Genomic DNA, 23,404 nt, shown 5'->3' with positions numbered 1-23,404 from the left:
TGACAGTTATGGAGTTGGAAGGTCAGCCGGGGCAGCCCCCGACGTTGGAAAGGTCTGTCGGAGCTTTATTTAACAGACGTGGATGCAGAGGGCACTCCCATTGCCACCGGCTCTGGGGTGCCTTGAGCTCCATGAGCTATTCGTGTCGCCAGAAGGTGAATACTGTGAAGGTGTTGCTCGATAATTGCCAGATCGGCAGCCTTGGCCGCGGCTTCCAGTTCAGCAGCCGGCTTGTTCAACACATCGAACCCCACAGTGCCACCCGCACCCTTCAGCCAATGAGCCAGCTTGGCCAGGGCCTCCATGTCGCGGTTCGAGTAGGCGGTATCCATCGCCTGCAGTTGTTCACCCAGGCGACCCACAAAACGGGTAATCACGTTGGCGAATTTCGGGTTGGTTGATCCTAACTTGGAAAGAATGGGTGAGGAATCCTCAATCTCTGAGGCGTGACGGTGCGAGGATGCCGGGAGGACGGATTGCCTGGACGATTCACGGACTGGTTGCCCATGGAGGAATTGAGCCAATTTAGCGAGGAATCGGTCAATGTCGATAGGTTTGGTGAGATAGTCGGAAAATCCGGCATCAAATAACTCCTGCTCGAAGCCTTTCATGGCATTGGCGGTGAGCGAAATGATGGGGATCTGCAAGCCTCTGTCGCGTAACGTGCGAGTGGCAGTGAGTCCGTCCATCTCAGGCATCTGCATGTCCATGAGAATGATGTCATATTCGCTGGCCATAGCCATTTCCACTCCTATCAGACCATTCCCCGCTTCGTCGATGCTCAGACCATAACCCCCCAGGACCACCTTCACGAATTCGCGGTTTTCCGGGCCATCGTCTACGACCAGAATCCTGGCCGATGGAAAGATCCAGTTGGTGTGTTCCTGCATCATGCCCGATTCGTCGATCGTTAAGGCCTGCTCGGGTGTGACCCAGGCCACCTCCACCGCACTGCCGGCATCCAGTGTGATCTTGAATACACTGCCGACTCCCGGCTGACTGTCCACCGTAATATCCCCACCCAGGGCGCGTGCGAATTTGCGGCTGATCGCTAATCCAAGGCCGGTTCCTCCAAACTTTCGGGTCACCGACGCATCGGCCTGGACGAAATCTTCAAAAATTCGCTGAGTGGCTTCCCCATTCATTCCAATCCCGGTATCTGCGACATCGATATGAAATTGGATCAGCTCTCCGGCGACCTGCTTGGCGTGCGCAGTCACCGTGACCGCGCCGCGCTCAGTGAATTTCACCGCGTTCCCCACAAGGTTGGTGATTATCTGGCGAATCCGGCCCGGATCGCCGATGATGGTCTCCGGGACGTCATCAGGTATCTTGAGTTCGAGTTCGATGCCCTTCTCGTGTGCCCTCACACCCAGGACTCTGACGACATCCATGATCACGAGGTAGGGATTGAATCGTACCCGTTCGATCTCCAGACGCCCCGATTCGACCTTCGAGAGATCCAGAATATCGTTAATGAGGTCAAGCAAATGTTTCCCACTGGAATGGATGATCTCGAGGTGTTTACGGGTTTCAACCGAGTCACGTCCGTACCCACGTTTAATCAGTTCTGTGAAACCCAGTATGGCATTCATCGGTGTGCGGATCTCATGACTCATATTGGCCAGGAAAGCGCTCTTGGCCTGATTGGCCGCAACGGCCTCTTCTTTGGACTTCAGTAACTCGATTTCCGCTTCTTCCAATTGCGTGACGTCGTCAAAGCTGACCAGGACCCCGACATTTTTGGCTCCGCTGCCAAGGATAGGGGAGCAGTTAATCATAAACGTCAGCCGTGTGTTGTCGGGCAGAGTCAATCGGACGCGTTCGTTCTTTTGCGCCTCTCCCGAATTCAATGCGATATGCCAGGGGTGTGTCCCCGGTGCCAACGGATGGCCTTCGATGTCCGACCACGGAAACGCTCCGACCGCCTGACCCAGGAGCGCCTCAGGCGTCTTGGTTAACAACGTGGCGAAAGCCCGATTGGCCAGCATGATTTGCCCTTTATTGTCGAGCACCAGAAGCCCTTCTGCCATCGTATCCAAAGCGGATCGCACACGCTCAGGAACAGCTTGTGAGGGATCGAGTTGCTTCAACATTTTTCCCAAATACAGATAAAATCCGATGAAACACATCAGACCCACAAACAGCAGGAGTTGTGGCTGTGGGCCGGTGATGTACCCGAGCCAGCCTTCTTCACTTAGCGGTGTAAATCGCAGTTCGACTTGGCCCCATTTGTCTTCCCCTTCCCAGATCGCGACCGTCACTTGGGTATTAGACGAATAGTCCGAATGGTTGTCCCGCCAATGGTTCTCATGGTCACCTATCGTGAGAAGCCAATCACCCGATTCAGTCCGCAATCCGGCAGACAAGAGGTCCGGGTTACGGTCCACGACCAACTGCAAAATCCCCTCCAGGCGATCAACATCATCCTGGGTAATCAGAATCGTGCTATTGGCGGCAATGGATTCGGCCAGGGCCGCACGTCCCTGGCGAACCGCTCCGGTTCGGTCCGGCATCAAGCCAAACAAGCTCGCGGTCAGCAACACACTGATAAGTAGGCTGACCTGGCCGAAGGCCAGCCGAGACTTTGTCGAAAGAATGTTCATCCCTTATTCCAATTGAACCACCGGGCTCGAAGGGTCTTAGCGGGGGCCACGGTTTTCTCCTTACCTGTCTCGGCAGATACGGTGGGTTTCTCAAATAGGGACTCTACTGAATCGCCGTCCACGCCCTTCTGTCCCTCTTGTCGTTTCTTCTTCCCCGCCGCATCCAGCACCAACAGGGGGTTCACAAACTGCCAGGCCGGCACGGACGAAAGCAGGGCCGTTAATAGCACCCCACTGCGCAGGAGCCAGACGACATAGCCGATGGACAACCCGGTTGAGACCGCAATGCTGGAGGCCAAATAGGTTTGTTCGGTGGCGGCAACCTCCTGAACATCGTCGCGAACCCGATCCAGGTCCTGAAGGAATCCTGATCTGTGCAGCAAGGACCGGATTTCATCCTTGAAGGCTGTGATATCAAGGGGCTTCCTGAGCACACTCCACAAGTCACTCACTATGCCCACGAGGCCCGTGCGTTCTCCATCCTCTTGCTTATCGGGCGATTCGTGTCGTCCCAGGGGATTTTCCGACACCGAATTTTTGGCGCCAGTGATTGTGGAGCCCTGGTCGCCGTCAGGGATATTCCCTGGCGAGCCGTAATCAAGACTGCCCCCGTTGCCAGGCGCCTGGTCCTCTAAAGTCTCTTCGCCGGCATCTCTTGGGGGGGGATCCGATGAAGGCGGAGGGTCCGATGGCGGGGGGACAAAAATTTGTGGCGGAACATTGGCTTCGGTAACCGTGACGGCGATGGCCTGTGTATCGACGGACGTGCCATCGGAGGCCTGGACGATCACGTCATAGATGTTATCGGCCCCGACATCGCCAGGCGCCTGGAAATCCGGAGCGGTGATGAATGTCAGGACCCCGGTCGCGGGATCGATGGTAAATAACGCCGCATCGGCACCCCCGATTATGCTGTAGGTCAGGAGGTTGCTCTCTGCATCTGTGGCATCGACATCAGTCACCGCCGTGCTGCCGGTGGTAACGGAAATATTGGCGGTGGCACTGCCTCCATCTGAGGTGATGACGGGGGCATCGTTAACCGGGGTTACGGTCAGGTCCACCCTGATGGTATTTGATGTGGCACCGGAGAGATCCCGGATCGTATAGGTGAAACTGTCAGAGAGGGTTTCGGAGCCATTATGGGTATAATTTACCGTCCCATCGGGATTAATGCTTGTGATGGTGCCATTGGTGGGACCTGAGATAATAGTAATGCTAGACAAATCCAGCCCGTCATCAATATCCAGATCGTTGTTGGAGAGGTTCAGAGTGGTAGTCGAACCTTCGTTCACCAGAAAGCTGTCAGGCAAGGCGATGGGAGGATTATTAACGGTAGTGATGTTCACGGTGATGGATCCGAGATCGTTGAGCGCGCCACCGGTGCCTTGGGCACCCGTATTACCATCAGAGAAGGTGTAATCGATCTGTACGTTAGCCGGTGGATTACTGCTGTTATTGGCATAGGTGATTTGCTGCAACGCACTATTGACCAAGGCGGTTGTGGCGTTGCTGTTGAAGGTGAGCACCAGTGTGCCACCGCTGTTGGTGGTGACGGTGCCGATTGTCGTGGCGCCCACCATCAGGTTGCCGCTCTCCACAAGAGGAAGGAGCGTGCCGCTGCCGTTGAATACGTCATCGGCGCGTGCGCCGCCATTGCGGGTCAGAGTGAGCGTGGCCCCGTTGTAGTTATTGGCCGCATCCAGCTCCGGATCGGCGATCGCAGCGTTGCCATCAAGCACAACGGCCACACCGCCTTCGATAAAGGTGGGCGTATTGTCCAGGCCACTAAATGCGGGGAGATCGTTGACGGGATTGACGTTGATCGTCGTACGGGAGGCAGTGCTGTCTGCTGTCCCATCGTTGACGATCACATCGATCAGACGGTCGCCATCAGTTGGCGAATTTGAATCCGTATGCTGATACTGAATGGATTTGATGAGCGTCTCTGTCTCGATTTCCGTGAAGGTGCCCCCACCCTGTTTGGTGATGGTCATGGTGGCCGTGCCGGCGCCGGTCGTCATGATGACGTGGTAATTTCCCCCGGAGGTATCCTGGCCGGCTACGGCGGCGGCCAAGGTAAAGGTATCCCCGTCGATGACGAAAGTCTCGGCATTACCGTTCAACAGGCCGCTGACGGCCAGTTTCACATATGCGAAGGTGCTGCTGTCCGGGTCCACCAGATCGGTGTCGACGTCGGCGATGCCGATCGGGCTGGCGCCTTCAGGAAAGGTGACCGCATAGTCGTTGATTGTGGCGCCGGAACTGTCGTTGGCATCCAGGTCAATTGACGGAAGATCATTGGTAGGATTAATGATGACGGTAATGGAGCCTGTATCGCTCCGGGCACCGCCGGTACCTTGTCCGCCTGTATTGGCGTCGTTGACCGTAAAGTCGATCTGGACATTGGCGGGAGGAGTATCGCTGCTGTTGGAATAAGTGATCTGCTGCAATGCACTGTTGACCAAGACTGTCGTCGCATTATTATTAAACGTTAATACCAGCGTGCCGCCACTATTAGTGGTGACGGTGCCGATAGTCGTGCCGCTCACCACCAAACTGCCGCTTTCCGTCAGGGTATTGAGAGTACCGCTGTTAGCAAACACATCCTCGGCATTGGCGCCGCCGTTACGGGCCAACGTGAGTGTGGCTCCGTTATAATTATTGGCCGCATCCAATTCAGGATCGGCAATGGTCGCATTGTTATCCAGCACCACGGCAGCCCCGTCTTCGGTATAGGTGGGTGTATTGTCCAGTCCACTAAAGGCCGGTGGGTCGTTAACTGGTTGTCCGTTGATCGAAAACGTGATGTCTGATGAGGTAAATGTCCCGTCACTCAGCGTCACGTTGAAGGTGGTCGCAGTGGCTTCGTCATCATCGGTGAACCTGAAGGTGACGCGATTATTATCGATATCGTCCTGTGTGAAAGTCCCTCCCAGTCCGAGGCCACTCCCGCTCAACCGCACCTGACCAGTTCCGCCGGGCAATTGTGTCAGCGTATAGACGAGTTGACTCGGGGTGTTGTCCACATCCGTGGCTGCCAGATAGGCGCTGGTAATTGTTTGGGTGGATTCCTCCGGAACATTCAGGGGATTGTTGGTGACCAGCACCGGCGGGTCATTGACTGGATTCATGTTGATGGTCGTGCGGGCTGCCGCACTGTCCGTGGTGCCATCGTTCACCCTTACCTCGATCAGCCGGTCACCATCAGTAGGTGCGTCCGTATCCGTATGCTGGTATTGAATCGCCTTGATGAGCGTTTCCGCTTCGACTTCACTAAAGGTGGCCCCGCTCTGTTTGACGATCGTCATGATGGCCGTGCCGGCTGCCGTGGACACACGCACATGGTAGTTGCCGCCGGTGGTGTCCTGACCGGGCGCATCGGTGGCCAGCGCAAAGGTATCCCCGTCGAGGATCAGGACTTCCGCATCGCCATCCAGGAGGCCACTGACTGACAAGGTCACATACGCAAACGTGGTGCTGTCCACATCCGCCAGATCGGTATCGGCGTCGGCAATTGCGGTGGGTCCGTCACCTTCGGTAAAAGTGAAAGCATAATCATTGTCCGAAGCTCCACTGCTGTTATTCACATCAAGGTCCAACGTTGGGGCGGCTGTACTCCCGTATTGGCGCGCAAAGATATCAGTTTGTGCGCCGTCGCTGCCGGTCCACACGGCCACGAAGTTATCCCGGTCCAGCATGGCCACCGAGGCACGGTCCTGAGTGTTGGCGGTGGTTTGATTGACCAAAAATTCGAAGCCGACTTTTTGGCCGCTGGCGTTGAACTTCTGGCCGAAGACCCCGGCCGTGTCATTCTGCCCAAGCTGGTTGCCGGCTCCTTCCCACACGACGATGAATTCACCGATATCATCCATGGCGATCGAGGGGCTGGTCTGCGTGCCAAGGATGGACGTATTGGCGAGTTGAGGGAGGAAAAGAGGGTTTCCGGCGGCATCGAACTGCCGGACATACACATCGACATTCAAGACCGTGGCCCGATAGGCTACCGTGAACCGGCCATCGCCGCTCATTTCGACCGCAGCACCTCCGGCATTTGAATGAAGTACGATGTCAACCTGACCGCTATTTTGTGGAACACCCGCGCTGTTGTAGAGCTGAAAGAACACATCCGATCCGTTATCCCAGACGACGACGAAGTTTCCCGAATCGTCAATACCTACCGATGGATCCTTGGCCGCAGCCGCAGTGTTCACGGTGATGTCACTGCCGACTAACCCTCCGCCAAAGCTGCCCTGTCGCACGAAGATGCCTTCGTTGGCCCCGCCATCACCTTCCCAGGCGATGACGAAATCTCCGGTGCCGTTCATGTTCACGGACGGGTTTTGTTGAGTGTTGGCAGTGCCGGTGTTGACCAATACGTCTCCGGCGTCAACGGCGGTGCCATTGGCCAGGAAGCGACGCATGAACACATCGTTCCCTTGAGTCCAGATGACGACGAAATTCCCGCTATCGTCTACGGCCACATCTGTCCAATTGTTGGTCCCACCACCAATGTTGACTTGAAATTGTGCGACCTTCTGGTTGCCGCTGGCGTCTAAGACTTTGGCATATACTTTGTCGTTGGAGGTGCCGTTCGTCCACACCACCACATAGTCGCCATTCGAGGCGATATCGACGGCGCGCTCGGCCCCGCGTAGGGGCCCGCTGGTCATTTCGTTGTCTCCGGAAGGAGCGTTGACCATGAATTCATTCTTGGAGACAAAGGCGGAAGACTTAAATTCATACGCGCCGATGTCCGGTGCGGCATCACGGGTCAATCCCCGTTGATCGACGGCGGGAGCACCGGATGTCGTGCCCGCGTTGAGGGCAGGGCTGCCCGCCAAGAGCGCATGGGTCCAGGTCGGCCCCCCGTTGTCCGCCAAACCGCCCAGCATAGGGTCCTGGCCATCCAACGGATCTCCTAATACCGCCGTGCCGTCGCTATCGATGTTGTTCCCACCCGAGATTAACGTGCCAAAGCTGTTGGGTGATCCTGGATTATGGAGAATGGAATTCGTGATCGTGATTTCCATGCCATCCTTGTCATACACGCCACCCCCAACAGGTGCCGTATTGAACGCGATGGTGGAATTCATAATCGTGATCGGAATGTCCGTCCAGATCCCACCCCCTTCGTTGCTTGCGGTGTTGCCGCTGATCGTGACATTCGTCAGGGTGCCTCCATCGGCCCCGTGAAAGTAGATTCCGGCGCCGTTATTTGCCTGGTTATTGTCAATGAGGACCCGGTTAAGGTTCAGCGTGCCATGTACGTGGAAAGCCCCGCCGTCGCCACCCGTGCCATCGTTGTTCGTCAACCTGGCGTCGCTCAAATTCAGAATGCTCGAGTTATTCACATACACACCGGCCCCATTCCCGCTCGCCCGGCCGTTTTGAATCGTGACCCCGCTCATGGTGGTCGTAGTGCTTCCTGTGGTCTCAAACACTCGTTCATTTGCGTTGCCATCAATGATGGTTGTTGCGGCGCCGGCTCCGGTGATGATTACATCGTCATCAATGACAAGTTTTCCCGAGGTCAATACGTAGGTTCCTGTCGGAATGATAATCGTGTCGGTTCCGGGCGCGGCATTGGCGTCGATGATGGCCTGCCGCAGTGAACCCCCTCCAGAGTCATTGGTATTGGTGACGGTAAAGGTCGCGAGGACACCCTCCCAGGCTTCTTGGGTGGCTTCGCCGATGACGATCGACGTTTCAATGAAACCCGTTGCCACTTCCAATTCCCAGTTGGCATATTCGCTGACGTGCCCGGTCCGGTCCGTGCTGGCGGCAATATCAGCCCCTGTCAGTTCGGCTAGGGTTTGGATCGCAGAGAAGCCGGCCTGACCGCGTCCAAAGGTACAGCCATAGATCAAGAGATCGGCGTCGGCAGACAAACTCTGCCCGATCTGACTCAACAGCGCCGCATAGTGATTGTTGATCGAATCATTGGTGAGAAAGGCCGTGCCTAAATGCAGTTCCGCTTCGGTGCCTTCTCCAATGAGATGAATGGCATCCACAGCACTTCGATCCTTGAGCACCTCGGCAATTTGTTCAAGTCCGTCCCGCCCCGCATCCAGAAGAACAACTTCTGCGCCAGGATGGATACCGTTCATGAGGGTCTGGTAATCCTCAACCCGCGTATCGATGAAGACAATTTCCCGACGACCGGATTGAGTGGGGGCGGCAAGTGAGAAGCTCTCGGCCCAATCGGCTTCATGGTCAGTGGCCATGAGGGCATCGGAATCGGTATCTGCATGACCATCGGTACCCGCCATAGTTTGATTGTGAGCAGTCTGATCTTGAGCCACTTCTGCTCCCGTGGAAAGGGCGGCTCCATCAAAGAGAATTCTTGGTTCGAGAGCCAATAGTGTTTTCATGCCCTCGGCCGCCTCCACCCCGTGTGCGTGGTCGCCCAGATGTGTTGTTCCCAATCCATGCGTCTCTGTGATTCTTGTCCACTTGAAAAGTAAAACGTCGTTGTGCCGTGGGATTGATGTTTTACCGGCAGAACGGCAAATTTTGCCCGGTTCATACTCTCTCCCTATTTATTCTTTCAAAAAATAGAAGAAGGCTTTCCCTTTCTTTTCGGCCATTTATATGATTACTGGACTTCATGAGGAAAAATTTTCCCATACCCTTTTTTCCCTCATTCAAGAATTGGAAGACTCCGGAGAAAACGACAAATTAGATTGAGAGAGCTGAATCGGGCTTGTGATTTTTCACCAACGGCTTGGAGAAGCCTTTTTGACTCAACGTGAAAAAAGGGAGGGAATTGACCTTGAAATATCGTGGGGGTTTTCAGCTCAGATTAGAGGGCATAGATGGATGGTCATGGACATTATTACGCGTTATGCAACATCCGGATAGAACCTCATGAAACTCAGAATTCAGGATTGAACCGGGAGGACTACCAAATTTTCAAATGTGAAGCTGGTTTTTTGACAAGATGTTCATGGTCTGTTTCGGAACCACCGGGCTCGATGATGCCTGGTGTGGTCTCCGGTCTTTGCCTCAGATGTTCCGGTAGCTGCCGCGGATTCCTCAAACAGGGACTCAACCGAATCGTCTTTCACATCTTTCTGCCCCTTTTGACGGTTCTTCTTCGCAGCCGAATCCAGCACCACCAGCGGATTCACAAACTGCCAGGCAGGCACGGAAGAGAGCAGGGCCGTCAACAGCACCCCACTGCGAAGGAGCCAGACGACATAACCGATCGATAGCCCTGTGGACACGGCAATGCTGGAGGCCAAAGAGGTCTTTTCGGATGCCGTGACCTCCTGAACATCGTCCCGGACCCGATCGAGGCCCTGAAGGAATCCTGATCGGTGCAGTAAGGACTGGATTTCACTCTTAAGAGCTGTGACGTCAAATGGTTTCTGTAGAAACCCCATTATGTCACTCATCATCTCCACGGGTCCGATCCGTTCTTCACCCTCTTGCTTAACGGACACATCGTATTGTCCCGGAGAATTCCCCGTGTCTGCCTCTCTGGCACCAGTGGTTGTGAAGCCCTGTCCGCCGTGAGCGATTTGTCCGGGCGAGCCGGGATCAAGACTGCCCCCATTGACCGGAGCCTGGTCCCCCGCTGGCTCTCCCCCGGTCTCTCTCGGTGGCGGATCTGAAGAAGGCGGGGAGTCCGGCGGCGAGGGATTGAATATGGGAGGCGCGACGTTAGCCGGGGTGACGGTGACGGCAAGGGCTTGTGTATCGACGGCGGTACCGTCGGAGGCCTGGACAATTACGTCATAGACATTGTCAGATCCCACATCACCCGGGGTTCGGAAGTCGGGCGCCGTGAGGAAGGTGAGCACTCCGGTGGAAGGATCGATGCTAAAGCGCGCAGCATCGACACCACCAATAATGCTGTAGGTCAGAATATCCCCATCGGCATCGCCGGCATTCACATCGGTCACCACGGTGCTCCCCTCAAGAACGGTCACAGTGGCGCTGGCGCCACCTCCATTGGAGGTGATGATGGGGGGATCGCCAACCGGATTGATGGTGATATCGGCGGTGCCCTGCGCTGTACTGAATCCTGATGTGCCCCCTGGCGGTGTCGTATCGCCAATCGCCCCGTTGCTCCCATTAACCTGATCCCATGCTCGGAAGGTAATCCCAGATAAGACCGTCCCAAAGAAGTCTGGATTCGGCTGAAAATAGAGGCGGGTTGCACCATCAGCAGCCAACAAACGCGCTGCGTTGGGGTTGACCCCGGTTAGCCCCAACCAGTTCACCCCGTTATCCGTACTGTAGAGCCACGAGCCGTTCGTTTCGTCGACCTGAGTCACGGCCATTCCGGTGAGTGCGCCGGGATCCGGATCGGTGACGTTGTCGTGTCCGCCAGGTATCGTGTCCAAATCCACCAGGCTTGAAACCAACGTGCCAACGGCTCCAACCGGGAAGCCGGTATCTTCGGTGCTCGGATTTAGCGCCAACGGCACGTTTCGTAGCGTCGGCGAATCGTTGACCGGCGTCACATTCAAGCTCACCGTCACGGTATTGGACGTGGCCCCGGCCAGATCATTGATGGTGTAGGTGAAACTGTCGCTGAGGGTTTCGGAGCCATTGTGGAGGTAGTCCATGGTCCCATCGGGATTGATGGCGGAGATGGTGCCGTTGGTAGGCCCGGAGATAATGGTAATACTGGTCAGGTCCAGGCCGTCATCAAGATCGATGTCATTGCCGGCAAGGTTTAAGGTGTTGGTCGAACCTTCGTTGACCACAAAGACGTCCAGCACAGCGACGGGTGGAGTGTTGATTGCGTTGATGCCGACCGTGATCGAACCCGTACCCGTAAGGGCGCCGCCGCTACCCTGGGCGCCGGCGTTGCCGTCGTCAATGGTGAAATCGATTTGCACGTTGGCCGGGGGCGTGGGGCTGTTGTTGGCATAGGTGAGCTGCTGGAGCGCACTGTTCACCAGAGCGGTGGTGGCGTTGCCGTTAAAGGTGAGCACGAGCGTCCCCCCGCTGTTGGTGGTGACGGTACCGATATTGGTAATACCGATCCAAACGTTGCCATTTTCAATTAGCGGTAGCAGGGTGCCACTGCCATTAAAGAGATCCTCCGCATTCGCGCCGCCGTAGCGCACCAGGGTGAGGGTGGCCCCGTTGTAGTTATTGGCCGCATCCAGTTCCGGATCGGCGATGATGGCGTTATTATCAAGAACCACCGGGAGGCCGCCTTCCGTAAAAGTGGGGGTGTTGTCCAGCCCACTGAAGGCCGGCGCGGTGTTGGTTGCGAGAATGGTGACCGTGACCAAGCCTGAACCGTTCAAGGCCCCGCCACCACCTTGACCCCCGCTGTTTCCATCGTTAATTGTGAAGTTGATCTGGACGCTGGCGGGTGGTGTGAAGCTGTTGTTGGCATAGGTGAGTTGCTGGAGTGCACTGTTGACCCGGGCTGTGGTGGCATTCCCGTTGAAGGTGAGCACAAGTGTGCCGCCACCGTTGGTCGTGACTGTGCCGATTGTGGTCCCTCCGACCACAAGGGATCCGCTTTGGGTCAGAGAATTGAGGGTGCCGCTACCTCCGAAAATATCCTCCGCGTTAGCTCCCCCGTTGCGCACCAACGTGAGGGTAGCGCCGTTGTAATTGTCGGCTGCATCCAACTCCGGGTCCGCAATCGTGACATTGCCATCAAGCACCGCTGGTGTGCCGCCTTCGGTAAATGTGGGGGCGTTGTCCAGGCCGGCAAAAGTTGGTTGATCGTTGACGGGGTTCACGTTAATGGTCGTGCGGGCTGGGGCGCTGTCGGCGGAGCCGTCATTGACGATGATGTCGATCAGCCGGTTGCCGTCGGTGGGAGTGCTGGTATCCGTGTGCTGGTACTGCACCGCCTCGATCAAGGTTTCGGTCTCGGCTTCAGTAAATGTGCCGCCGCCCTGTTTGGTGATGGTGACCGAGGCCGTCCCGGCGCCAGTCGCGATGACGACACGATAGTTGCCGCCGGTGGTGTCTTGTCCCGCATTTGCTGTGGCCAGGGCAAAGGTGTCGCCATCGAGAACAAGCGTCTCGGCGTTTCCGTCCAGGAGTCCGGTGACAGCCAGTTTTACCGAGGCGAAGGTGGTACTGTCGGGATCGACCACGTCCGTATCGGTGTCGGCGATAGCGGTAGGGCCGTCGCCTTCGGTAAAGGTGAACTGGTAGTCATTGCCCGTCGCCCCGGAACTATCATTGGCATCCAGATCAAGCGTGGGGGCAACAGAAACAGTAATCGCCACATTATCGGTGTCGCTCAGGCTATAAAGATCGTTGGCTTCCTGAGACGTCAGCGAGCGATTGAAAATACGAACGTCGTCGAAAAATCCGCTGTGGTAGCGTCCTGGAGCCCCACTGTTATTTAATGCCCCGATGAAGAAGGCGGAGTTGGCCAGGCCATTTCCGGTCGCCAGAGAGGTCTCCAACACCCCGTCTACGTATAGGCTAGCGCTGGCACCATTGTTGGAAACCGTGATCTGATGCCATTGGTTGTCGTTGATTTGGGTGGTGGTCGAGAGATAATTGCCGTCCCCCGCCCCCGCCAGCCCCGTCCAAAAACCAATAAAGCCATTGTTTGTGTTGAGCGCCAGGTCGTTGTTGCCGAACCCGGCGAGCTCCATCCCGAAAAGAGTAGGACGGTTATAGTAGGTGGCGTTCGTTCGGCTCTCCGTCGTTTTCACCCAGAAACTGAAAGTGAATTGCGCTAATCCGTTCGTGGCAGCGGCTGGAACTCTCGCATAGTCATTGATTCCATCGGTGCTGAGGACGTTGCCGCGCTCGCCATCTGTGACAATGGCGGCACCGTTGTTCAGCGTGGCGTCATTAATGCCGATCGCGTCTGTGCCATCGACATCGAAGGTGTATTTCGTCGTGATGTTGGCGTCCCCATCGAGCGGAGCGGCGCCACTATTGCCCTGATCCCGCGTGGTAATGTCCACACTAGCAGGGCCGGTGTAGCTTGTGGGGGGATCAAACATCAGGCCATTCAAGGCGGTATTGATGGCGGCGACGGTACCGGCAAAGGTCATGGTTGTATCCCCCGTGCCATCACCGATACTGAACGTAAGTCCCGCAGTGCCAGCCAAGGTCACGGTGCCATTGGTGGCGGACAATGTCACCTCTACTTCACTGGTGCCGGCATCGGGGTCCGAAATTGAGATCTGATTGCTGGTACCGCTGGAAAACACCAACGTGGTGTCTTGATTGGTCGTCTGAGCTACGGGCACCACATTGACCGGTGCCTGGTTGGTCGACGTGAATTCAAATGCACCGATGTCGACGTTTCCGACGCGGCTTACTCCACGCTGGTCGGTAAGGGGTGTACCTACGGCCGTTCCGGCATCAATGCCCGGGCTGCCGACCAGAAGAGCATGAGTTTGCGTAGGCCCCCCGTTATCGGCCAAGCCTGCCAGCATGGGATCCTGGCCGTCCAACGGATCTCCTAACCCTGCAGTGCCGTCGCTATCGATATTGTTTCCAAGCGATGTCATCGCTTTATTCGCGTTTCCCCCGATATTATTGTCCAGAATCGTATTCTTGAGGGTCACGTTACCTTGAGCCCCCGATCCATAAATGCCACCCCCACTCGTGTTGGAAGCAATGGTGGAGTTGGTGATATCGACAGTCCTGTTTGTCCAAATCCCCCCGCCATTTATTCCAGCTGAATTTCCGGTGATCGTCACATTGGTCAGGGATAAACCGGCACCGACGCCAAAATTATAAATGCCACCTCCATCGTTGGTGGCGGTATTGCCGGGACCGATGGTCACCCGGTTAAGCGTGACGACTCCACTTTCATTGTAAATACCTCCGCCCCAGACTGCAGAGTTGCCGCTGATGGCGGTGTCCGTAAGGGTTAGAGTTCCCTTGTTAGATATTCCTCCTCCGCCAACACTCGTGGTATTCCCACTCACGATCACGTTTGACAGCGTCACATTGGTCCCGCTGTCAACACTTATTCCTCCACCTGAGGAAGAATTTCCGCCCTGAACGGTGACGTTCGATATGGTGGCGACGGAACTGGAACGGACATCGAAAACTCTGTCGATCCCTCCGCCGTCGATGATGGTGTTCCCGACGCCGTTGCCGGTAATAGTCAGACTCTCCGTGATGTCCAGGTCTCCCGTGACCGCGGAATTCTCGCCTGTTCCGGTAATGGTGAGCAGATAGGTCCCGCTTCCCACAAAGATTATTGAGTCGGTGCCGGAGTTGGCATTGGCATCGAGAATAGCCTGGCGCAGCGATCCGGCGCCGCCATCAGCCGTCGTTGTTACCGTGAAAGTGGCCAACACGCCTTCCCAGGAGTCCTGGGTGGCCTGGCCGATGACGATTGATGTTTCAATAAACCCGGTGGAGACTTCCAGTTGCCAGTTGGCGTATTCGTTGATGTGGCCCGTTCGATCCGTGCTTGCGGCAATATCCGCCCCCGTGAGTTGGGCTATGGTTTGCATCGCGGATAGGCCGGCCTGACCACGGCCAAAGTTGCAACCATAGATCAACAGATCGGCGTCGGCAGACAGACTCTGTCCAATCTGGGTGAATAGGTTGGCGTAGCGGCCACTGATGGCCTCTTGCGTGAGGAAGGCTGTTCCCAAATGCATCTCCGACTCGGTGCCTTCCCCAATAAGGTGAATGGCATCGATATCACTTCGGTCCTTGAGCGCCTCTGCAATTTGTTCAATCCCGTCCCGTCTCGCATCCAGGAGAATGACTTCCGTGGCCGGATCGATGCCGTCCATGAGGGCTGTGTAATTTTCGACACGCGTATCGATGAAGACCATTTCCCGACGATCCGCTGGTGTGGCCAGTGAGAGACCGGACGCCCAGAAGGCGTCATGATCAGTGGCTATGTTTTCACCGGAACTATTTTTTGTATCTGCATTGATATCCGGGTCAGGTTGATCTTGGGTGGTCTGATCCTGAGCCACTTCCGCCCCGGTAACGAAAGCGGCTCCATCAAAGAGTATCCTGGGTTCAAGCGCTAACAGTGCCTTCATTGCAATGCAATTCCTACTGCCGATGGGTGCTGGCGCAGACGTTGCGTGTTGCAGACATTCGTTCTGCTTCTGCTGGTTCCCCTGATATCATGCACCAATCCTGATGTCGCCATTCTTCTTGTCGTATTTCACCAGCAGACATGATTTCTATCGATCCTCCATGGCACATCTGACATCTTGTTTTGTTGCCTCTTTTGACGCATGCCCATGGCACGAGATTGCGCCATCTCCTTATTCGGTCAATGGTTTGGCTTTCTGTACGAAATACGGAAAAATTTGCCTATAGACATTTCTTCTGGTCGGGGATGCAAGGGATTCTCAGCAGTGAGGAGTCCGGTTGATCCAATGAGTTTTCGTCCTTGGTTGACAACAACCCGGGCGGGATCTGCTTCATAAGGATAGTGAAATAAAGACTTGAGGGAAAAAATGAGGTGGATGTGAAAAATAATTTTGGGCTGTCTTGTCTTTCAACGTATGCGGATACAAGAGGTTGGGAGAAGTTATTGCGCATTATTGTACGCCTGCCCAGGAGTCGAATGAATAAAAATCACCCGCTATTTAATCTTGACAAAAGAAAAACCGAGAAACAGAACTGGAATGCCCCAAAGGGGTAGTTCCGGTTTCTAATGTGTAAAAAATGGTCAAAAGACCGATAAGGGAAGACGGACTTGAGTTGCGGAAGATGTGACATGCGGATCTGTGGAGTCATGCGGGTGGTGACGTTTCGCAAACAAGTGCTTGGGGCCATGAGATCTGTGCACCAATAAATTGTAGCGACTGATCGTGCATTTTTTAACTATGACATTACACATTCAAAAATTTCTGGTCGGTGTGGTGGTGATGGGATTGGTCCTGCTGGACTCCGGCTGTGCTGTGATGCCCACTCCACTCACTCAGGAAGAAATTCAACAGCGGGTCCAAGAGGACCTGGCTCAACTCACGCAATATCAGGAACCCGTGGCTCGTCCCATTACGCTCTTTGAAGCGATGGCGCGGGCATTGAAATATAATTTGGAAACGCGTGTCCAGGGTTTAAAGGAAATGGTCACGCATCGGCAACTGGATCTGGCGCATTACGATATGCTGCCAAAAGTGGTGGCTGATGCGGCCTATAATGGACGCAGCAACTTTGCGGGAGCGAGCAGCCGGTCGTTAGAAACAGGCCAACAATCCCTCGTGTCCTCCACGTCTTCCGACAAGAATATCTTCACGGCCAATTTAGCCCTCAGCTGGGATGTGCTGGATTTCGGACTGTCGTATGTCCGGGCGGAACAAGCGGCCAACGACGTGCTTATTGCCGAAGAAGATAAACGTCGCATTGCCAATCGGGTTATTCAGGATGTCCGTTCAGCCTTTTGGAAGGCCGTGGGGGCGGAACGGGCATTGGGTCGCCTGGCGTTTCTTCAGGATTGGGTGACGCAAGCGCTGGGTGAAGTTCATCTGATCCGGGAGCGGGCCCTGGCGGATCCACTCACTTCACTACAATATGAGCGAGAACTCCTGAGCGCGCAACGGGAAATTCAACAGCTGTATCAGGAATTATCGCTATCCAGAATTCACCTCGCCGAACTCATGAACCTGGATCCCGGTGAGCCCTATGAACTGGCGGTGCCGGACCATCCACCCCTCGTGTCGAAGGTCTCTGAGAAGCTGGAAGATTTGGAATACCGGGCTCTCATGAATCGTCCGGAACTGCGAAAGGTCGACTACCAAAAACGCATTAACGCCAAAGAAACCAAAGCCGCCATCCTGGAATTGCTCCCCAACCTTAATGTGTATATGGGAGGCAATTACGATAGCAACAATTTTCTGTTTCATAATAATTGGCTGAATTACGGAGCCAAAGTCAGCTGGAATCTGTTGAATGTGTTCCGGCATCCTGTCCGCTTGCAGGTCATTGACGCCCAGGAGAAGGTGTTGGAGATGCAAAGCCTGGCGTTGACGATGGCTTTGATGAGTCAAGTCCATGTGTCGGTGGCGCAATATCATGCAGCCATGAAGGATGTGACCACCGGGAAGCGCTACCTCGAGACCCAAATGGCCATTGCCGAACAGGTCCAACGTGCCTGGTCCCTGAACCGGCTCAGTGAGCATCTGGTCATCCGGGAAAAAATGCAAGGCCTGGTAGCCGAATTACGGTATGAATCGGCACTGGCCAAATTGGAAATGGCCTATGCCAATGTGTTAGCCGCGATCGGAGAAGACCCCTTCCCCACGGACATCACGGGAGATGGTGTCGAAGAATTGGCCGTGGCCTTACAGGAACGTTGGGAATGGCTTGAACGCCCCGAGGTCTTCGCGCAGATTCATCCAACTGACGCCCAAACTCAAGCGCCAACCACCCAATCCCAAGGAGCCGGGCCTCAACACCAAGATACGGTCGGGCAATCCCAAGAGGCTGACGCGCTATCTCAAGAACCTGAGGCCCAATACCAAGAGGCTGGCGGGCTTTCTCAAGGACCTGAGGTTCAATCTCAAGAGACTGTCGCGCAATCACAAGAGACAACCACTCAACCTCAAGAGACAACCACTCAACCCCAAGAGACAACCACTCAACCCCAAGAGAGAGTTAATCCATGATACATCGACACCCAATCACGATTCTGTGTTTAGTCCTGAGTCTGATCATGCTGACTTCAGGCCTCAGTCTGGCAAAAGGCGGAGGACGCAGCAGTGTGCCCTCATCGGATCTTCAGACGATTCGGGGCATCGTGAAACCTGTGGTTGAAGCGGTGCTTGCCAGTGAAATCCAGGCATTAGTGAAGCGGATGCCGTTTCGAGACGGGGACGCTTTTAAAAAGGGAGACATTCTCGTTGAATTTGAATGTGCCAAATACCGGGCGGAATTATCGGCCGCCCAAGCGGATTTGGATGCAAGGCAAAAGACCGTCATCAATAACGAGGAGCTGGCCGCTCTTCACGGGATTGGCCGGTTGGAAGTGGACATTTCGCTGGCCGAATTAAAAAAAGCTCAGGCGGTTCTCACCAGAGCCCAGGTGATTGTTCAAGGTTGCCGGATTCCAGCCCCTTTTGCGGGACATGTGGTCAAGACGTTGGTCAACCCTTATGAAAGCGTGAATCCGTACGATGATCTGGTGAGTATTGTCAGTAATCAGGATCTGGATATTGAATTGATTCTCCCGTCGTCTTCGCTGCAGTGGATCGCCAAGAACAGTCCGTTTTCATTTAGTATCGATGAGACTCAAAAGGACTATTCTGCGGAAGTGGTGGAAATTGGTCCTCGTGTTGATCCTGTGAGTCAAACCATTCGGGTTTTTGGCCGATTTCACAAACATCCCACAGGTGTCTTAGCCGGTATGAGTGGAAGCGCGAAATTTCCGGAAGGCACGTTTCCCGCTCAATCAACATTTTCGCCAAGCACGAAGCCTGCAGCCTCACCGACGTCCACGAGTAAACAGACTGCCAAACATTAACTCCTTCCCGGATCGACCTCTCTGTTGATCCAAAGGAGGGAAACGAGGGTGGTGCATACAGCAACCCAGACAGAGTCCCCTTCGCGAGGGACCGGGAAGGACTTTAAGCCCTCTTCCGGTCTGGCCGGCGGCCCTTCCATCGCGTCCAAGGTCAAACCAGAAAAAGATTCAAGTATTTTCCTGGCACTTCTTCACCTGGAAAGTCAGGTTCGCAAGGCCCAAACGGTGAAAGAACTCTGTTTTCTTCTAGCCAATGAGACCCGGCGTCTCGTGGACTTTCGACAAGCCTGTATTTTTTCCATCACCCCGAAGGGGCGGATGCGAGGCAGAGTGGAAGCAGTGTCCAGTGTGGCCGTGGTTGACCGCAATGCGCCGATGGTCACTTGGATTGAACGCGTCATTTCAGAATTATGGGAACAAGGCAGCCTCAAAGATCCCGGTCCTCTCTCCTCCACTCATTGTTCGACAGACCTCCAACCTGATTGGAAGTCCTTTGCATTTCCGCACGTCCTCTGGTGTCCATTGATCCGCCAGGATCAGCAGGTGATTGGTGGCCTGTGGTTGAGCAGGGAGATACCCTGGCAAGATGGGGAAGTGCAATTGATCCGGCGGTTTGCCGAAACGGTGGCTCATGCCTGGCAGGCGCTCGGGGGCACGAAACGGAGAGTGAACAACTGGAAGGTTCTTAAAAACTGGCTATGGGGAGTGCTGGTGGTCGTGATGGCCGCCATGTGGCTCCCCGTGCGATTGTCCACGCTGGCTCCGGTGGAAGTGGTGCCGCGGGATCCGTCGGTGGTGACGGCTCCATTGGATGGGGTGCTGGGAGAAATCCTTGTCCACCCGAATACCCTGGTTCAGACGGGGCAAACCCTCTTTCGCTATGAGGACACCACATTCCGGAATCAATTTGAAGTGGCGGAAAAGAATCTGTCCGTCACCTGGATGGAGTATCGCAAAGTGTCGCAGGGGGCCTTTGTCGACCATGACACCGGTGCGGGCATGCCCGTGCAAGCTTCGGAAGTCCGGCTGAAAGAAGCCGAGCGGGATTACGCCTGGGACATGTTACAGCAAGTGGAGGTTAAAGCTCCCCGGGCGGGCATCGTGATTTTCACGGATAAATCGGAATGGGTCGGCAAGCCGGTGGTGGTGGGCGAACGCATTATGGAAGTGGCCGATCCCCGGGAGTTTGAATTGAAAATTGATCTGCCGGTGGAAGACGCGATCGTGTTACGGGAGGGCGCCGACGTCGAGGTGTTTTTGAATGCCAATCCCTTACGAGCCATTCCTGCCCAATTAATCCATGCCAGTTACCATGCGAGTATTCTCCCGACGAATGTCCTGGCCTATCGGGTGGAAGCCGCGTTCATCGACCCGCCTGACGATATTCGAATCGGCTGGCAAGGCACCGCCAAAATCTATGGGGAACCGGTCACCCTCTTTTTCCATCTCTTCCGGCGCCCTCTCGGAGTTCTTCGACAAACGTTAGGTTTCTAAATGGGTCAGCCAAAGCCTCAAGAAGACGTTCCCCTTCCACCTTTGCGCGAAGATCTTCAGATCCTGCCGGGTACCCCCACGCCCGATGGCGTCCCCACCTGGACGATCGTGGACACGGTTCGAAATCAATTTTTCCAAATTGAATGGTCCGCGTTCCAACTGCTTTCACATTGGCAGGCGGGAACGGCCGAGGGACTGGTGGATCTGGTGACCCGAACCACCTCGGCCAGGGTCTCAACCGGGAATGTGATGGAGTTGATCCAGTTTCTCTATCGGAACAATTTAACCCGGGATTCCTTAGCCGGTGGAAGTCAGGGGTTTTTAGGACAGGCCGAACAGGCGAAACAACATTGGCTGCTGAGAGTGCTCCACAACTATTTATTTTTCAGAATTCCCGTATGTAATCCCGACCGGTTCTTACGAACAACGCTTCCGTTCGTCACTCCGCTGTTTAGTCGCTGGGCCTTATGGTGCGTAATCATCCTGGGTGTGATCGGGTGTATGGGAGTCGTGCGGCAGTGGGAATCGTTTGCCAATGTCTTTTTATACTTTTTTACGTTTCAAGGGATGACCGGTTATATCGTCGGGTTGGTGGCCATTAAGATATTGCATGAACTGGGGCATGCCTACACCGCCGTTCGATACGGGTGCCGGGTTCCCACGATGGGCCTCGGATTCCTCATTATGGTGCCTGTCCTCTATACCGACACGACCGATTCCTGGCGGCTCACGGTCCGGAAGCAACGCGCGGCCATTGCCGCTGCGGGAATGGTGGTTGAACTCAGTGTGGCGATGCTCGCGACCTTTTTGTGGAACTTCTGTCCTGAGGGCATTGTCAAAAGCATGCTCTTTGTCTTGGCGACCACCAGTTGGGTGACGGGGCTGCTGATCAATTTAAATCCGCTGCTCCGTTTTGACGGCTACTATGTCCTCTCCGATTGGCTGGGTGTTCCCAATTTGCAATCACGGGCCTTCGGGTTTGGTCGTTGGAAATTACGGGAATGGTTGTTTGCCTGGGGAGATGCTCCTCCGGAACACATGCCCCCGCAACGGCAATCGGTGCTGATCGCCTATGCGTGGGCGGTGTGGGTCTATCGGGCCGTCGTGTTCCTCGGCATTGCGGTCCTGGTGTATTACCTTTTTTTCAAAGTCTTGGGCGTCATCCTCTTTCTCGTGGAAATAGGCTGGTTTCTGGCATGGCCGGTCTATGAAGAACTGCAGGTCTGGTGGACCCGTCGGGCGGCTGTGATCAAATCCTGGCGGGGGCGGGGAGTCGGAGTCGCGCTCATGGGATGTGTGCTGGTGAGTGTGATGCCCTTGGATACGACAGTGGAGGTTCCGGCGATTCTTGAGGCTCCGGAACGCACGACTCTGTTTCCACCGGCTCCGGCAATGGTGGTGGAGGTGTTGGTTGAGGAGGGAGATCGGGTCGAACCCGGTCAAACGCTTTTGATCTTACAGTCGCCACAGGTGGAACATCAGATTGACATTATCGGACATCGCATTGCGGCGTTGGAATTGCGCGCGGAACGAGAAGTCGCCTATCAGGATGATCGGGATGATCATCTGGTGATTTGGGAGACGCTGGTGGGCGAACGAAAGGCGTTGGCCGGCTTGGTTACGCTCCGGGAGCAATTGATTTTGCGTGCTCCGTTCTCCGGGGTGGTCACGGATCTGGCGTCGTCACTCCATCCAGGGCTGTGGGTGAATACCGACATGGCGGTGGCCCATGTGATTGGGGAACATCCATCCGTGATGCTGGCCCTCGCCACGGAAAAAGAAAAAGCCCGGCTCTCGGTGGGGAATGAAGGATGGTTTTATCCGGACGACCCTACGCGACCTGCCCGACAGGGGCAGCTTCGGGACCTTCGTCATGTGGATGAATCGGAAATGGCATTACCGTATTTAGCCTCCACCTATTCCGGAGGTGTGCCCGTGCGCCAGGATGCGCGGGGCAGATTGATTCCCGAGCATTCCGTGTATCGGGTGGAACTGGATGTGACGGACAAGGAGCCATCCTGGCATCAGGTGGTGCGAGGGGTGGTCCATGTGAAGGGCAATGGGCAAAGTGTGATGGGACATCTCTGGGCACGTGCGGCCTCCATTCTCATTCGTGAAAGCGGAGCCTGATTGTTAGAAGGAACAGTGGGGTTGGGGAGATGCGCTGCTCGAGCGGCCATTTCTTTGGCTACTGCAACAAGGAAAATCCTGGAGATTTCCCGGCATCACGATCAAACGTCACAGTCGTGGTGCAATCATGACCACCATTCATTCGGCTCAATAAATGGTCGGCAAAATCAGCACGGCTCTTTCGGTAATCGTCCAAAGCTTGCCAGACTAACTGAGGATCTTCCACTCGTAATTGGGCGACACGCAACACGTGTTCGATGGTCTTTACGAGAGTCTCTTTTGTTTGGCGGTAACAGCCCTCAAGAATCCAAAGCGTTTCACACAACACCAAGTGGTTTAAAAAGCCGGGGTTTTCCTGCGAGCATTGCTTTTCAATAAGTTGCGTAGCAGCCTTGGATTTGGCGGGCGCGTCCTGGACGAGATAGCGCACGAGCACCTTCGTATCGAGGCCGGTCATGGTCGGCCATCTCGTTGCTTAATGGCAGCCCGCATGGCTTCGAGAGTGACTGGTTGTTTGGGCTTAGGAATCAGACCTTTTAAGATGGTGACATCTGAGGTCACCGGCCACACGGTAACCCGCCCATCAGGCTCCACAAGAAATTCCACCCGGTCCCCGGGTTGTAGCTGTAATTGTTCTCGGATCTCCTTTGGAAGGGTAATTTGTCCTTTGCTGGTCAACGTGGCAACAGCCATGGCTTACTCCTCTCAATTTTAGCTAATCCTTACTATAGAGTAAGGATGTCTGGCAACTTTATGGGAATGTTGAATAATA

At 55.1% G+C, this 23,404-nt stretch carries 9 protein-coding genes; 4 read left to right on the top strand and 5 right to left on the bottom strand.

The genetic code is table 11. The annotated features are described in order from the left end of the window. Positions 1-65: 65 nt before the first annotated feature. From PQG83_RS08920 to PQG83_RS08910, 3 genes are all read right to left on the bottom strand, one after another. Positions 66-2,606 carry a hybrid sensor histidine kinase/response regulator gene (locus PQG83_RS08920; protein ID WP_312748629.1) on the bottom strand — a complete coding sequence of 847 codons (2,541 nt, stop codon included), beginning with the start codon at positions 2,604-2,606 and terminating at the stop codon, positions 66-68. After that, positions 2,603-8,977: a DUF4347 domain-containing protein gene (locus PQG83_RS08915; RefSeq protein WP_312748628.1), complete on the bottom strand. Its 6,375-nt coding sequence runs from the start codon at positions 8,975-8,977 to the stop codon at positions 2,603-2,605. The genes PQG83_RS08920 and PQG83_RS08915 overlap by 4 nt, the downstream gene beginning before the upstream one ends. Positions 8,978-9,550: 573 nt before the next feature. Beyond that, positions 9,551-15,574 carry a DUF4347 domain-containing protein gene (locus PQG83_RS08910; RefSeq protein ID WP_312748627.1) on the bottom strand — a complete coding sequence of 2,008 codons (6,024 nt, stop codon included), beginning with the start codon at positions 15,572-15,574 and terminating at the stop codon, positions 9,551-9,553. Positions 15,575-16,372: 798 nt separating this feature from the next. Between PQG83_RS08910 and PQG83_RS08905 the strand changes: the two genes are divergently transcribed. From PQG83_RS08905 to PQG83_RS08890, 4 genes are read left to right on the top strand one after another with little or no spacing between them, the layout of a single operon-like run. After that, complete coding sequence (locus PQG83_RS08905; RefSeq protein ID WP_312748625.1) at positions 16,373-18,154, top strand: TolC family protein; 1,782 nt, start codon at positions 16,373-16,375, stop codon at positions 18,152-18,154. Further along, on the top strand, positions 18,151-19,008 hold the full coding sequence (locus PQG83_RS08900; protein ID WP_312748623.1) for an efflux RND transporter periplasmic adaptor subunit: 858 nt from the start codon (positions 18,151-18,153) through the stop codon (positions 19,006-19,008). The genes PQG83_RS08905 and PQG83_RS08900 overlap by 4 nt, the downstream gene beginning before the upstream one ends. A 51-nt stretch (positions 19,009-19,059) precedes the next feature. Next, entirely contained in the window at positions 19,060-20,502 is a 1,443-nt protein-coding gene (locus PQG83_RS08895; RefSeq protein ID WP_312748621.1) for an efflux RND transporter periplasmic adaptor subunit, read from the top strand. Continuing rightward, positions 20,503-22,632 (top strand): site-2 protease family protein, encoded by a 2,130-nt coding sequence (locus PQG83_RS08890; RefSeq protein WP_312748620.1) that lies wholly within the window; start codon positions 20,503-20,505, stop codon positions 22,630-22,632. Positions 22,633-22,690: 58 nt separating this feature from the next. On the opposite strand, the gene PQG83_RS08885 is transcribed toward PQG83_RS08890, so the two are convergent. Together PQG83_RS08885 and PQG83_RS08880 are read right to left on the bottom strand one after the other, a co-directional pair. Further along, entirely contained in the window at positions 22,691-23,089 is a 399-nt protein-coding gene (locus PQG83_RS08885; RefSeq protein ID WP_312748619.1) for a type II toxin-antitoxin system VapC family toxin, read from the bottom strand. Further along, positions 23,086-23,325 (bottom strand): AbrB/MazE/SpoVT family DNA-binding domain-containing protein, encoded by a 240-nt coding sequence (locus tag PQG83_RS08880; protein WP_312748617.1) that lies wholly within the window; start codon positions 23,323-23,325, stop codon positions 23,086-23,088. Before PQG83_RS08880 ends, PQG83_RS08885 begins: the two co-directional genes overlap by 4 nt. Between the last annotated feature and the right edge of the window lie 79 nt (positions 23,326-23,404).

It is taken from the genome of Candidatus Nitrospira neomarina (genome assembly GCF_032051675.1).
GTDB lineage: Bacteria > Nitrospirota > Nitrospiria > Nitrospirales > UBA8639 > Nitrospira_E > Nitrospira_E neomarina.
The sequence above is the reverse complement of the archived record's forward strand: the minus strand, read 5'-3'. Positions and strand labels throughout refer to the sequence as shown.

Bases quoted from the DNA above. Each gene is read 5' to 3' on its own strand.
- PQG83_RS08920 (WP_312748629.1), bottom strand. From the start codon at position 2,606: ATGAACATTCTTTCGACAAAGTCTCGGCTGGCCTTCGGCCAGGTCAGC.
- PQG83_RS08915 (WP_312748628.1), bottom strand. From the start codon at position 8,977: ATGAAAACACTATTGGCTCTCGAACCAAGAATTCTCTTTGATGGAGCC.
- PQG83_RS08910 (WP_312748627.1), bottom strand. From the start codon at position 15,574: ATGAAGGCACTGTTAGCGCTTGAACCCAGGATACTCTTTGATGGAGCC.
- PQG83_RS08905 (WP_312748625.1), top strand. From the start codon at position 16,373: ATGACATTACACATTCAAAAATTTCTGGTCGGTGTGGTGGTGATGGGA.
- PQG83_RS08900 (WP_312748623.1), top strand. From the start codon at position 18,151: ATGATACATCGACACCCAATCACGATTCTGTGTTTAGTCCTGAGTCTG.
- PQG83_RS08890 (WP_312748620.1), top strand. From the start codon at position 20,503: ATGGGTCAGCCAAAGCCTCAAGAAGACGTTCCCCTTCCACCTTTGCGC.
- PQG83_RS08885 (WP_312748619.1), bottom strand. From the start codon at position 23,089: ATGACCGGCCTCGATACGAAGGTGCTCGTGCGCTATCTCGTCCAGGAC.
- PQG83_RS08880 (WP_312748617.1), bottom strand. From the start codon at position 23,325: ATGGCTGTTGCCACGTTGACCAGCAAAGGACAAATTACCCTTCCAAAG.